Annotated in this window: 11 protein-coding genes; all 11 read right to left on the bottom strand. The window is 40.8% G+C overall.

Annotated features, from left to right (window positions below):
* Positions 1–235: 235 nt before the first annotated feature.
* A complete protein-coding gene (locus QZ562_RS07015; RefSeq protein WP_293758699.1) occupies positions 236–2,077 on the bottom strand; it encodes a 2Fe-2S iron-sulfur cluster-binding protein in 1,842 nt (613 codons plus the stop codon).
* Entirely contained in the window at positions 2,077–2,835 is a 759-nt protein-coding gene (locus QZ562_RS07010; RefSeq protein WP_293758696.1) for a PepSY domain-containing protein, read from the bottom strand. Before QZ562_RS07010 ends, QZ562_RS07015 begins: the two co-directional genes overlap by 1 nt.
* Positions 2,836–3,697: 862 nt before the next feature.
* Entirely contained in the window at positions 3,698–4,345 is a 648-nt protein-coding gene (locus QZ562_RS07005) for a hypothetical protein (RefSeq protein WP_293758695.1), read from the bottom strand.
* Positions 4,346–4,811: 466 nt separating this feature from the next.
* A complete protein-coding gene (sucD, locus tag QZ562_RS07000; protein WP_293758694.1) occupies positions 4,812–5,684 on the bottom strand; it encodes a succinate--CoA ligase subunit alpha in 873 nt (290 codons plus the stop codon).
* Positions 5,684–6,850, bottom strand: coding sequence for an ADP-forming succinate--CoA ligase subunit beta (gene sucC, locus QZ562_RS06995; RefSeq protein WP_293758693.1), 1,167 nt, complete (start codon positions 6,848–6,850; stop codon positions 5,684–5,686). Before sucC ends, sucD begins: the two co-directional genes overlap by 1 nt.
* 141 nt (positions 6,851–6,991) lie before the next feature.
* Complete coding sequence (gene odhB, locus QZ562_RS06990) at positions 6,992–8,497, bottom strand: 2-oxoglutarate dehydrogenase complex dihydrolipoyllysine-residue succinyltransferase (protein ID WP_293758692.1); 1,506 nt, start codon at positions 8,495–8,497, stop codon at positions 6,992–6,994.
* Between the two features lie 9 nt (positions 8,498–8,506).
* A complete protein-coding gene (locus tag QZ562_RS06985) occupies positions 8,507–11,326 on the bottom strand; it encodes a 2-oxoglutarate dehydrogenase E1 component (protein WP_293758691.1) in 2,820 nt (939 codons plus the stop codon).
* Positions 11,327–11,399: 73 nt separating this feature from the next.
* Positions 11,400–12,110, bottom strand: coding sequence for a succinate dehydrogenase iron-sulfur subunit (locus tag QZ562_RS06980; RefSeq protein WP_293758690.1), 711 nt, complete (start codon positions 12,108–12,110; stop codon positions 11,400–11,402).
* An 11-nt stretch (positions 12,111–12,121) separates the two neighbouring features.
* On the bottom strand, positions 12,122–13,891 hold the full coding sequence (gene sdhA, locus QZ562_RS06975; protein ID WP_293758689.1) for a succinate dehydrogenase flavoprotein subunit: 1,770 nt from the start codon (positions 13,889–13,891) through the stop codon (positions 12,122–12,124).
* Positions 13,892–14,239, bottom strand: a complete 348-nt coding sequence (gene sdhD, locus QZ562_RS06970; protein WP_293758688.1) for a succinate dehydrogenase, hydrophobic membrane anchor protein — start codon at positions 14,237–14,239, stop codon at positions 13,892–13,894. It abuts the gene before it with no gap.
* On the bottom strand, positions 14,233–14,607 hold the full coding sequence (gene sdhC / locus QZ562_RS06965) for a succinate dehydrogenase, cytochrome b556 subunit (protein ID WP_293758687.1): 375 nt from the start codon (positions 14,605–14,607) through the stop codon (positions 14,233–14,235). The genes sdhD and sdhC overlap by 7 nt, the downstream gene beginning before the upstream one ends.
* Positions 14,608–14,615: the final 8 nt, after the last annotated feature.

Here is a 14,615-nt window from a genome sequence, read left to right as displayed (position 1 = left end):
AAGAAGTCGATATGAAATATGTACATGATGTGTGTAGGGAAGTATCATCGGACAGAGCGATAGTCATGATGAACGGCTTGAGAAGCTATGAAATAGATAAGTGTAGTCTGATCATGGCTTGCGAGAGAGTTTTTTTTTTTTTTTTTCAAGCAGAGGACGGCATACGAGATCTAGTACGGTCTCGTGTGCTCGGAGATGTGTATAAGGTACAGAATATTACTGTATAAAGACCCCATTATTTAAACAGGTCTCGCCTGACATTCTCATTCTTGATACCTTTATTTTTCAATATTGATATGACTTCGTCCATCAGACCTTGTGGCCCACATAAATAAAATTCCAATCCATTAATATTCCCTAAAATATCTAGGTTTGATTCTAATATATATTGTGCATAGCCTGTAGCCCCTGACCACTCATTATCGGGTCTAGAAAGAACAGGAATATAATGAAAATTGGCATGTTTTTTAGTCAAGTTATAAAAGTCATGTGCATAAAGTAGATCTATCTCAGCGCGAGCACCATAGAAAAAATAAATTTCACGGGGTGTTATGTGAGACTCAAATGATACCGACAATTGTTCATCAATAATGGCGCGTAAAGGTGCCATTCCTGATCCTGCTCCTACAAGTACTAATGTTTTTTCGCTATTGTCTGTGACATAAAACTCTTCAAATGGACCTAAGACCTCTATTGTTGCACCTACACTAAGATTACATAGATAATGGGAAGCAACGCCTGGCTGAAGACCTTCTTCAGGGGCTGACTGGACTTTAATCGTGAAAACCAATTCTTCGGTAGTGATCGATGACATGGCGCAAGAATAATTTCTACTGCAAGCGGCATGCTCAAAAGTCCTGTCCTTAATATGCTGCCAATAAGGTTTGAATTTATCAGATAAGGCCAAGGGTATTGTATTAGTCTGACTCGCGGGGATAAAAAAACGCATAAAAGCTCCGGCCTTATAACTGATGCTTTTACCCCCTTTAACTTTGAATTTGAGCTCTTTAGTAACTGGACTAATAAAAAAGGATTGGATTAATTCGAGCGTATGTTTCTGTGCTTTTGTCACATCGATGATTGTCATATCCTCAATGTCATCACTAAAGTGCTGACAGGCTAAACGATACCCTTCAGCTAATTCTTTGTCTGTAAAGTGAGACTGTTCCGCAGACGTGTATTTCACAACAGGGTTAATCATCACTTTACAACGGCCGCAGGTGCCGCCCCCTCCGCAAGTAGAAGGTAAAATAATGCTGTGTTCAGCTAATCCATCGAGCAAATTAGCGTGTGTTGAAAATGACACCGACCCCATACTTTGATGGTCTTTAGTAAAGAGTTTTACTTTTCGTTTTTTAGCAAACCACTTAACTTGATACTGGCCGCGAAATCCCAAATCAACAGTCCATATCATGCCTGTTAACGATAGCCACAAGGAAACAAATGCAAACAATATCATCTGCACGCTATTGAAACTTCCTTCGTTACCATAATCCATAAAGTGCAGCATAAAAAAGATATCTGCTAGGCGTTTATCATCATCGCTATGTCCAACTATTCGACCTGAACCAGCCTCAACGTAAACACTAGTATCAACGTCGTCATCAAAATCTATTTTCCATGTTGCATTTTGCTGTCTTGGGAAGTCACTGACTGGTGCAGCAAACAAATTACTAGAGCGAATAACACCCGGACCACTGTAAGATTGCTTTGCTAAGGCGTTTGCCATGTTCTTATCTATCTTTATCTGACGTCCATTGTAGACATTAACCAAGGTGTAATGATTCTCAAAGTTCTTATACAAACCTTTTTTATGTGTCAGCAAGTAAACGGGCTTTGATAATAAAGTAGTTAAAGTAAGCATAACGCTAGGTCTAAATTGTATTAAAACAGTAGCTGGATCAACCAGTTTTTGAGTATCAATCTTTACGTCTGTCTGTAGGTAAACCCTATGGGTGCGACCCGCAGCCTTGTCATGGTCCATCACGTTAAAATATATTCCACTGCTGAGCCACAACAAAAACTGAATACCAACAATAACAGATGCCCATTTATGTATATTTCTTATCCATGGCATCACAATATGTCGCTTTTTTTCATTGTGGTTGCTTTCAAAGAGGGAATAACATTTTCACTATTTTTTTTAAAGATCCTAAAATAGACTAAAAAAAGACCAGAAATGCACGCTAAAATAGCTACCAATGTTATCCAGAAGAGCAGAATGTTATCGATTTCTTCTTGTTCACCGTAGTCCATGATATGAAAGCGAAACATCCAATCAAATAAACGCCAAAATTCATGTCGCTTTCCCACAAGTTGACCAGTTTGAGCTGATACATAAATTGAGGGTGAGCCAAAGTCATTAAAATTTATTCGCCAAGCTGGAAGTACTCTGGGATTTAGTTCAAAAGGTGGGTTGTCAATTAATAATTCAATCTTACTAACTTGACCATCACCGCTATAATAATACCTTGCAGCTGCTTGCCCAGTTTGTTTATCCAGTGGTGATAGAAGACGTCCACTTGTTGCATCAATCAGTAATTTTTTACCCGCCACAGAAAACCGATATACATTTTGATTAATGAAAGTCCCGATGCTAATTTGCTCAGCCTGCGGATAGTCATTAAGCAGACTTTTCAAAGAATAATGTATATCGTTGGGGTCTATTTTAGTTTGATGATTAATCACCAAACTATCACCGTGAATATAATCAATATCAAAAAAGACCATATAAGCTCCAGTAATTGACCAAATGACAAACTGCACACCAACAAATAACATTAACCATTTATGAAATTTACGACTAGTTTTGAGAAGCCCCATCGATTGGTTCATCGGCAGCCCCCCTTAACCCAGGTTTTTTTGTTAACTTGATAACACACTTTTTATTCCGTTATTTTTATTTTTGTTTACACATTATTAACATAACGAACTTAAATAATGAGCACAAGTACTCAATAACTTATGCCAGCGACTGTGCTCAATTAACCATGAATAACGCTGCAAACATTAGTTCACAGAGTACTTTACAATTATCTTCACAAGCAACACTTTCGGAGTTGTAGGGATTTTGGGGCTCACAGAAATCCGTAAGCAGAGTGTCACTGTTCAGATGATAATCAGCTGTGTAGATGCTGTACCACAAAAAAGTGTTGCAGCTGATATCAGCGTCAAAAATAATAAAGTATTTTTTACACGCAGAAAAATTAGCCTGTTACGGGGCTCAAGAGTAATAATTTTGACTGACAATAACATGGGCAGGAATAAAAATATTTGGGTCTAAGGTTAACAAGTTTTTCATATGCAAGCTTATGTATCCGATGAACGCTCTGAGCAGTAAACACTAGAAGGATATGCTTTTATTGGTTCGAGTGATATTTCTAATACTTGCTTTACAAGCACGACTTGAAATTAACCTTAACCTGGAGCTAGAATCTGAGCCAGACAGGTTGAATACTTTAAACCATTACCTGAACCCAATATGATTCAAACGCAGGTGATAACGGTATGACATTAAGCCGAATGAATGGCTACCAGTCGAGATTGTCTTTGAGGGAGCTTTTTGCGGGCGCTTCGAGACACAAATGGCACAATCATGAAGCGAATTTTTATCACACAATTTACCTATATCGGATGAATAGCAAGAAAATACTTTTTGTTATTCATCCTTCTTTTTTCTTTAACGCTTGTAGATGTTTTATTTAATTGCCATCAAGCTGGAATTACTGGTATCACACCAATGTTTTCCTTGTTCAACAATGTGTCCGTAATTTTCATCTGAAATTGTACAGTACATCTTTCTTGAAGTTAAAAATTCACTACGTAACCTATAAATATCAGCACACAGCAAGGTGTATTCATCGATTGGTAGTGCTAACGGATGAGCCAAGATAAAATCAGACACCTTATTGTAACATTGTTTATTGTTTTCACTTGGCAAACGTTCGTTACCGTATACAAGGTAACTTCGGTTAAACTGTCGGTATGCATGTACAGCCCAATTGCATTTTTCATCAATCACATCGGCACGTTCAAACAGTTCCACATATACATCAAAAGAAGCCTGTGTAAGATATAGGTAGTTATCAGCTGCTGCAAACCACTTTTTCCAAAAAGGACGTGTTGATTTGATATCGATAACAGTTAAATCGGATACATTTTCAATCACTGTTTGACAATGTGTACAACGGCTCTCGGTAATAACAGCATCGGCTAATACACCCATCACTCCACCATCTGAATAAGCTACTCGCCATGAAGGATCGAAGGACATTATTACGTGTCTTAAAAAACGTTGCTTACAATGGGGACATGCAATTATATCGGGCTCTGCATATTTTGGCATTTTCAACTCCTTACAAATTACTGAGTCAAGTGTGGTTTGGCATGGTTGTATTAGTTACTTCTGACCTAATGATGTTCACCCTTTGGACATCCTTTTAACTTGCACACCCAACCCTTTTGGATGTAAAGATTGTTCAATATATATTTTAAATCAAGTATTTAAGCTCTTGGAATTTAAGGTTCAGGTTTTATAATGGTTCACTCCAAGGGTCTAATACTCTTCAACGTGCAGAATTCTCAGCTAACCCTATAATACAGGCTGCCAGAATTAAACTAGTTGTGATAATAAACGCACTAATACTATTTTAGCTAAGATTTGACCTAGTCGCTTGATATATTTATTGCTAATTTATTTTGTAGATACCTACAGCAAAATTGTATTTGTCACAGTCGTCAGAAAGCACGTATAAATGAAATAAAAAGCCCGCTTTATAGCGGGCTTTTTGTTTCTATATCAGACGTTTACACTACCAACCAGTGATTTCACGTAAACCTTTGCCAATATCAGCTAATGAACGAACAGTTTTAACACCAGCCGCTTCCAATGCCTTAAATTTCTCTTCCGCTGTACCTTTACCGCCTGCAATAATTGCTCCGGCATGGCCCATACGTTTACCTTCAGGTGCAGTAACTCCAGCAATGTATGAAACAACAGGTTTAGTTACATTAGCCTTGATAAATTCAGCGGCTTCTTCTTCAGCAGATCCACCAATTTCACCGATCATAACGATAGCTTCAGTCTTTGGGTCATCTTGGAACATTCTTAAAATATCAATAAAGTTTGAGCCAGGGATAGGGTCGCCACCAATACCTACACAGGTAGATTGGCCAAAACCTTCATCAGTGGTCTGTTTCACTGCTTCGTACGTTAATGTACCAGAACGAGAAACAATACCCACCTTACCAGGCATGTGGATATGACCAGGCATGATACCGATTTTACATTCGCCAGGAGTGATCACACCTGGGCAGTTTGGTCCGATCATACGCACGCCTTTTGCGTCTACATATTCTTTCACAAACAACATATCTAGAGTAGGTATGCCTTCAGTGATACATACAATCAGTTCGATACCAGCATCAGCTGCTTCAACAATTGAGTCTTTACAGAATGCAGCTGGTACATATATAACAGAAGCCGTAGCGCCTGTTTGTTCTACCGCTTCGCGAACTGTGTTAAATACTGGTAAATCAAGGTGCGTAGTGCCACCTTTACCAGGAGTTACACCACCGACCATCTTTGTGCCATAAGCAATAGCTTGTTCTGAATGGAAAGTACCTTGACCACCTGTAAAACCCTGACAAATGACTTTGGTGTCTTTATTTATTAATACAGACATTATTTGCCCTCCGCGGCTTTAACAACTAGTTTGGCTGCATCAGATAAACTGCTTGCAGCAATGATATCGAGACCTGAACCGGCTAATACTTCTCGGCCTAGTTCAGCGTTAGTGCCCTCAAGACGAACAACAACAGGAACATTTACACCCACTTCTTTAACTGCACCAATAATACCTTCAGCGATCATGTCACAACGCACAATTCCACCGAAAATATTAACCAATACTGCGCTCACATTGCTATCAGAAAGGATGATTTTGAATGCTTCAGCAACACGTTCTTTTGTTGCACCGCCTCCCACATCAAGGAAGTTAGCTGGTTTGCCACCATGAAGGTTAACAATATCCATGGTACCCATCGCGAGGCCTGCACCGTTAACCATACAACCAACGTTTCCGTCTAGAGCCACATAGTTAAGTTCCCATTTAGCCGCTTCTGCTTCACGAGCATCATCTTGTGATGGATCGTGCATAGCTGCAACTTTTGGTTGGCGATATGCTGCATTACCGTCGATAGCAACTTTAGCATCTAAACAATGAATATCACCGTCAGCTTTAATGACTAGTGGGTTGATCTCGATAAGAGCAATATCTAAGTCAACAAACATTTTTGCTAAACCAAGAAATATTTTTGTGAACTGCTTAATTTGCACGCCTTTAAGGCCCAATTTAAACGCCATTTCACGTGCCTGGTAAGGCTGTGCACCAACGATAGGATCAATTGCAGCTTTTATGATCTTCTCAGGTGTTTCTTCTGCAACCGTTTCAATTTCAACGCCGCCTTCAGTAGACGCCATGAAAACGATGCGACGAGAAGTACGGTCAACAACGGCACCTAAATACAACTCGTCAGCAATGTCAGTGCATGTTTCAACCAAAATTTTGGTGACTGGCTGGCCATGTTCGTCAGTTTGGAAAGTCACTAAATTTTTGCCTAACCACTTTTCAGCGAAGGCCTTGATTTCATCTTTAGTTTTTACCAATTTTACGCCGCCAGCCTTACCTCGGCCACCTGCGTGAACTTGGCATTTGACTACCCACTCACTGCCGCCAATTTTATCGGCTGCCGCTACTGCTTCTTCTGCTGAAGAAGCGGCGATCCCGTCAGAGACTGGCAAGCCGTACTCTTTGAATAACTGCTTGCCTTGATATTCATGCAAATTCATGGTTTTTCTACCCGTTTAATGTAAGAAAAAAGCCGCTATTAAGCCGCTTTATTTTTTATACCGTTATGTAAGACAATAACGACGAAGACGCAGTTGAAGATAAACGTCAACTGCCTCGATTAATTACACATCTACCGCTTTTTATACATCAAGAAGCAGACGTGTTGGATCTTCTAACATTTCTTTGATGGTCACCAGAAAGCCAACTGATTCTTTACCATCAATAATGCGATGATCGTAAGACAATGCTAAATACATCATTGGCAAAATTTCTACTTTGCCATTTACTGCCATAGGCCTGTCTTGGATTTTATGCATTCCCAAAATAGCGCTTTGTGGAAGATTTAAGATAGGAGTCGACAATAACGAACCAAATACTCCACCATTAGTGATAGTGAAATTTCCACCCTGCATCTCAGCCAACGTTAATTTGCCATCACGACCTTTAAGAGCTAATCCTCTAATACCACTCTCAATTCCTGCCATACCTAGTGAATCAGTGTCTTTAAGTACTGGCGTTACCAATCCGCGGGGAGTCGATACTGCAATAGAAATATCAAAATAGTTGTGATAACAAATATCGTCCCCGTCGATAGAAGCGTTGACTTCTGGGAAACGTTTCAGTGCTTCAGTTACCGCTTTCACGTAAAAAGACATAAAACCTAAACGAATACCGTGACGTTTTTCAAAGCTTTCTTGGTATTGCTTACGCAAGTCCATAATTGGCTTCATGTTCACTTCATTGAACGTAGTCAACATCGCAGTGCTATTTTTTGCTTCTAACAAACGAGTAGCGATAGTTTTACGCAAACGTGTCATTGGCACACGCTTATCGGTACGATTATCCAAGGCAACAACTGGCGCAACTACTGCAGATGGTGGAGAAGTAGAAGGTTTAGCTGCTGGGGTCTGCAAAGACTTTTCAACATCTTCTTTAGTAACACGACCGCCTTTACCAGTACCTTTGATTTTAGAAGCATCTAGGCCTTTTTCAGCTAACAACCTGCGAACTGAAGGACTCAGCGAATCATTTTCCTCAGATACAACTTCGACAACAGGTGCTTCGGTAGCAGGGCTTGCAACAGCACCGGCAACAAAATTAGCGATCACTTGCTCGCCATTTACTGTTGCGCCTTCTGGCGCTAATATCTCACTTAATGAGCCATCTGCAGGTGCAACGACTTCTAGTACAACTTTATCAGTTTCGATATCAACTAAATTCTGATCTCGAGAAATAGCTTCACCTGGCTTTACATGCCAAGTTGCAATTGTTGCGTCTGCCACCGACTCTGGCAAAACGGGTACTTTGATTTCCACTAACTCACCTTTATCACTGACAGATTGACTTGATTGTTCATTTGCTTGAGCAGGAGCATCTGAGCTTGTGCTTTTAGGAGCACTTGCAGCCGTTCCTTCCTCAAAATTAGCAATGGTTTGTTCACCCAACACTGTTTCGCCTTCAGCGTGGAAAATTTTGCTAACAACTCCGTCTTCAGGTGCAACGACTTCTAGCACAACTTTATCTGTTTCAATGTCTACAAGATTTTGATCACGACTCACTTTCTCGCCTACCTTGACATGCCAGGTAGCAATGGATGCGTCTGCCACTGATTCAGGTAATACCGGTACTTTTATTTCTATTGTCATACAGGTTCCTTATTTAATTGTTAATGCATCATCAACCAAGTCTTTTTGTTGTTGGTTGTGAACTGAAATGTAGCCTACCGCAGGAGAAGCAGAAGCTTTTCGACCGGCATATGTTAGTGTGGCGGCTTTTGGTAACGCGGACCAAAAATGATGTTGGCTACAATACCAAGCACCCTGGTTTTGTGGCTCTTCCTGACACCAGACCCAATCTTTAACGTGTTTGAATTTACTCATGATTTGACCAAATTCTACTTGTGGAAATGGATACAGTTGTTCGACACGAATAATAGCCACATCGCTTTGTTCGTTCTTGCGACGCTGCTCTAGCAAGTCGTAATAAACCTTACCTGAACACATCACCACTCGCTTAACATCGCTTGCGCTAATATCATCAATCTCATCGATAACATTATGAAACACACCTTCAGCTAACTCTTCAATGCTTGAAACAGCCAAAGGATGACGCAACAATGATTTAGGCGACATAACAATTAGGGGTTTACGCATCGGACGGTGTGCTTGACGACGAAGCATATTGAATACTTGAGCTGGTGTTGAAGGCACGCATACTTGCCAATTATGATCAGCGCACATTTGTAAGAAACGTTCTAATCTGGCAGAACTATGCTCAGGTCCTTGCCCTTCATAACCGTGAGGCAACAACAAAGTCAATCCACACAGACGTCCCCACTTGGCTTCACCAGAACTTAGAAACTGATCGATTACAACCTGAGCACCGTTAGCAAAGTCACCAAATTGTGCTTCCCAAATAGTCAGCGTACCTGGTTCTGCTGTTGCGTAACCATACTCAAATGCAACAACTGCAGCTTCAGATAAAACAGAATCGTATATTTCTATTTTGTGTTGATCGGCGTGCAAATTAGCCAAAGGTATATAAGCAGAGCCATCAGTTTGATTATGCAGAACTGCATGGCGATGGAAAAAAGTACCACGACCAGAGTCTTGCCCTGTAATACGTATATTACTGCCTTTAACGACTATATCGGCGTAAGCTAAGTTTTCTGCCATCCCCCAATCTAGTGCCTTTTCACCGTTTATCATAGATACTCGGTCTTTATATAACTTAGCAACACGTGATTGAAGCGTATAGTCAGCGGGAAAAGCACACAGCTTTTCACCTAATTCTTTAATCTTTTCTACACTGATTGCACTGTCGTATTTAACATCCCAATCATGCCCAAGAAAAGGGGACCAATCCACTGAATGCTCAGTCATTGGGCGCCATTCTTCAACCACACAGGCACCATGATCGAGTGCAGCACGATAATCACTGACCAATTTATTTACTTCGTGTGTTTCTATAACGCCTTCAGCAATAAGTTGCTCTGCATAAATTTTACGTGGCACAGGATGAACTTTAATTTTTTGATACATCAGAGGTTGAGTTGCATTTGGCTCGTCAGCTTCGTTGTGACCGTGACGTCGATAACAAACTAAATCAATTACCACATCACGTTTAAATTGATTTCGGTAATCCAAGGCAAGTCTTGTTACAAACAGTACCGCCTCAGGGTCGTCAGAATTTACATGAAATATAGGAGCCTGAACCATTTTCGCAATGTCAGTACAATATTGTGTTGAACGCGCGTCTTCGGTTTTAGAAGTGGTAAAACCTACTTGATTATTAATAACAATACGTACTGTGCCACCCACTTGGAAACCACGAGTTTGAGACATGTTAAATATTTCTTGCACCACACCTTGTCCCGCAATGGCGGCATCACCGTGAATGGTAATCGGTAAAACTAAGGAACCATCGGTACAACCGCGTCGGTCTAATCGAGCACGAACGGAGCCAATAACCACAGGGTTTACAATTTCAAGGTGGGATGGGTTAAATGCCAAAGCTAAATGTAAGTTACCACCGGGTGTGGCAAAGTCAGAAGAATAACCCGCATGATATTTTACATCACCAGCACCTAACGAATCGTCATGCTTACCAGAAAATTCATCGAACAGCACAGAAGGGTTTTTACCCAGCACATTTACCAAGGTGTTAATTCTACCTCTGTGTGCCATACCAACCACCACTTCTTTGGTTCCTTTGCTACCAGCATGAGAAATCAACGCTTTGAGCATTGGTACTAAAGCATCTCCACCTTCTAGAGAAAAACGTTTGGCACCAGGGAATTTAGCACCAAGATATTTTTCCATACCGTCTGAAGCCACTAAACCTTTGAGAAGATTTATTTTGTCATCTCGAGAGACTTCAGGTTTAGCTTGTACTGACTCAATACGATGTTGCAACCAACGTTTTTGATCTGTATCGGTAATGTGCATGTATTCAGTACCAATGGAGCCACAATAAGTTCGGTTTAGAGATTTAAATAAATCACCTAAAGGCATCGATTCTTTGCCTACTGCATATGAACCTACATTGTACGTGGTGTCAAAATCTTTTTCAGAAAGGTTATGGTGGGATAGTTCTAAATCTCTAACTCTTGGTTGTATCCACAATCCAAGTGGATCGAGGTTGGCATGTTGATGACCTCTAAAGCGGAAAGCATTTATTAATTGAAGTACCTTAACTTGTTTTTCGTCACTTACAGCTTGCTGCTGTGGACCAGAGCCAGCCCTAGCTGCTGGGCCCAAAGAAGCCAATGAACGGAATTGCTCTCGAACAATACTGTGCTTAGTTTCGATTTCTACGCCATCAAGTTTAGGTAATTGTTCAAAAATGCCTCGCCACTCTTCAGATACGCTTTGCGGATCATCTAAATAGGCTTCATACATTTGCTCTATATAAGTAGCGTTGCCACCAGCCATGTGAGAGGAATCCCACCATGCTTTCATCACGCTTTGTTGCATTGTTGTCCCTTGGTTTTAATAAGTCTTACAAACATGTGTGCCGAAGCACACGAACTTTTATTATTAGTAAAGCCTACACCGCTCTTTTGAGCAGCATAGATTTAATATGACCAATCGCTTTAGTTGGGTTTAAACCTTTTGGACAAACACTGACACAATTCATAATACCATGACATCTGAAAACACTAAATGCATCATCTAAATCACTTAAACGTTCCTCGGTTGCTGTATCTCGGCTATCTGCTAAAAAGCGATAGGCATGTAACAAACCAGCAGGACCAATAAATTTGTCTGGGTTCCACCAAAATGATGGGCAAGAACTCGAACAACAAGCGCATAAAATACACTCATACAAACCGTCAAGTTTTTCTCTTTCTTCAGGAGCCTGCAAAAACTCTCGGGCCGGCGGCTGTTTGTCGTCATTAATAAGATACGGCTTAACTTTCTCATATTGAGTATAAAATTGTGTCATATCTGTCACTAAATCACGTACTACAGGCAGTCCTGGTAATGGACGAACCACTATTTTAGAACCTTTAAGAGCTGATATTGGCGTAATACATGCTAGGCCATTTTTACCATTCATATTTACACCATCAGAGCCACAAACACCCTCACGGCATGAACGACGAAATGACAGCGTAGGATCTTTTTCTTTTAGTGCTATCAACGCATCTAACACCATCATGTCTTGGCCCTCTGCAACCTCCAACTGATAATCTTGCATGCGAGGAGCGTTATCAACATCAGGGTTATAACGGTAAACAGAAATATTTAATTGCATTGTCATTACTCCTAGTACGTTCTTGCTTTAGGTGGGAAGGCTTCGCGTAGTTTAGGTGTCATATTCACCTCGCGTTTTATCATTGATTTTGTTTCAGGTAAATAAACAGAATGACACAACCAATTTTTGTCATCTCTATCAGGAAAATCAAAACGGCTGTGTGCTCCGCGACTCTCAGTCCTAAAATTAGAGGCTACTGCAGTTGTATAAGCAGTTTCCATTAGGTTGTCTAACTCAAGACATTCAATACGCATGGTATTAAAGTCGTTACTCTTGTCGTTAAGACTAGCATTTTCTAATCTTTCGCGGATATCGTTTAATTCTTTCAAACCCGTTGCCATTGATTCGCCTTCACGGAATACCGAGAAGTTTAACTGCATACATTGTTGTAAATCTTTTTTGATTTGAACAGGATCTTCGCCTTTGCCCACTGCGGAGTTCTCCCAGCGATTAAAGCGAACCATTGCTTGGTCAACATCATCGTTAGACGCTTCTCGAGCATCAATACCATCGATTGCTTTACCAAGATGTAATCCTGTTGCACGACCGAATACAACAAGATCGAGTAGAGAATTACCACCCAATCGGTTAGCGCCGTGCACAGATACACATGCTATTTCACCACAAGCAAATAAACCTTTTATAGGTGAAGTCTTACCATTGGCATCCATTGTAAGCGCTTGACCATCTACATTGGTAGGCACACCGCCCATCATGTAATGACAAGTTGGTATGACAGGAATTGGTTCTTTGATGGGATCAACATGAGCAAAAGTACGAGATAACTCCAATATACCAGGCAAACGAGATTCAAGTACGTCTTTACCCAAGTGGTCAAGTTTCAACTTGCAATGTGGACCTTGTGGACCGTCAAAACCGCGACCTTCACGAATTTCTGTCATCATTGAACGAGCGACGACATCTCTACCCGCTAAATCTTTTGCATTAGGTGCATAACGTTCCATGAAACGTTCACCGTTTTTGTTTAGAAGATAACCGCCTTCACCTCGGCAACCCTCAGTAACTAATGTACCAGCGCCAGCAATACCTGTTGGATGAAACTGCCACATTTCCATATCTTGCATAGGTACACCCGCGCGTAGTGCCATTCCTAAGCCATCACCAGTGTTAATGTGGGCATTGGTAGTGGAAGCATAAATACGCCCTGCACCACCCGTGGCCAGCACAACAGCTTTAGATTTGAAATAGACAACCTCACCAGACTCGATATCGATAACAGTACAACCAACTACATCACCATCTTGGTTCTTGACTAAATCGAGTGCGTACCACTCACTAAATATTTTCGTCTTATTTTTAACATTTTGCTGATACAGCAAATGTAGCAAAGCGTGGCCTGTTCTGTCCGCTGCGGCTGCAGTTCGAGCACCCTGCTCTCCTCCGAAGTTTTGCGATTGGCCACCAAAAGGGCGTTGATAAATTTTTCCATTTTCGAAGCGAGAAAATGGTAAGCCCATGTTTTCCATTTCAATTATGGCTTCAGGGCCTGTCTTACACATATATTCGATTGCGTCTTGATCACCGATGTAATCGGAGCCTTTGACCGTATCGTACATGTGCCATTCCCAATTATCTTCATGGGCATTACCTAGAGCAACTGTAATGCCACCTTGTGCTGATACAGTATGTGAACGTGTAGGAAAAACTTTTGATAAAAGGGCACACGATTTACCCGATTCTGTAATCTGTAGCGCTGCGCGCATCCCCGCGCCGCCAGCACCAATTACAACTGCATCAAATTCATGTACAGGAAGACTCATTTACACACTCCACAAAACAAATAAACCAATGGCTACATACACAAATGCAACCAGGTTAATACTAAATTGAATAAACGCTCGTAAGCCGGGCGCTTTTACATAATCAGTTAGGACCTGCCACATACCTATGCGTATGTGAAACATAATCGAAACCAAAGTAACCAATGTGAATACTTTCATTGCCAAACCGGAAAACAAATCATTCCAAATTGCGTAAGTCACTTCTGGGGTAGCGATAAAGAACCACCCCATAAATAAAGAAAACGCAGTCATAAGAATTGCTGTGGCTCGAGTGGTTACATAATCTTGTACGCCATTTCGCTTTAAACTTGCCTGACCCGTTACCATAATACAACTCCTACTAAGATAGTTAAAATGATCCATGCAGCAATAATAGACTTCGCACTGATGTCACCTGACTTAAGTTCTTCCCAATAACCCATATCCATAATCATATGTCTAACTCCTCCTAAAATGTGATAAGTCAATGCGGAGATGGTTCCTATCGCAACAAACTTACCCAAAGGACCTGCCATTTGTTCTTGAACAAAAACAAAACCCTGTTTGGATGATACAGACGTAGCCCAAGCCCAGATCACAAACATCAAAGCAAAAAACATTGCGACGCCCGTAATACGGTGGAGAATTGAGGTGATAGCTGCGGGAGGGAAACTAATCGTATTGAGTTGTAAATTAACTGGTCTTTGTTTTTTCACGTTTATCG

It is taken from the genome of uncultured Paraglaciecola sp. (assembly GCF_913058035.1).
Lineage (GTDB): Bacteria > Pseudomonadota > Gammaproteobacteria > Enterobacterales > Alteromonadaceae > Paraglaciecola.
The sequence above is the reverse complement of the archived record's forward strand: the minus strand, read 5'-3'. Positions and strand labels throughout refer to the sequence as shown.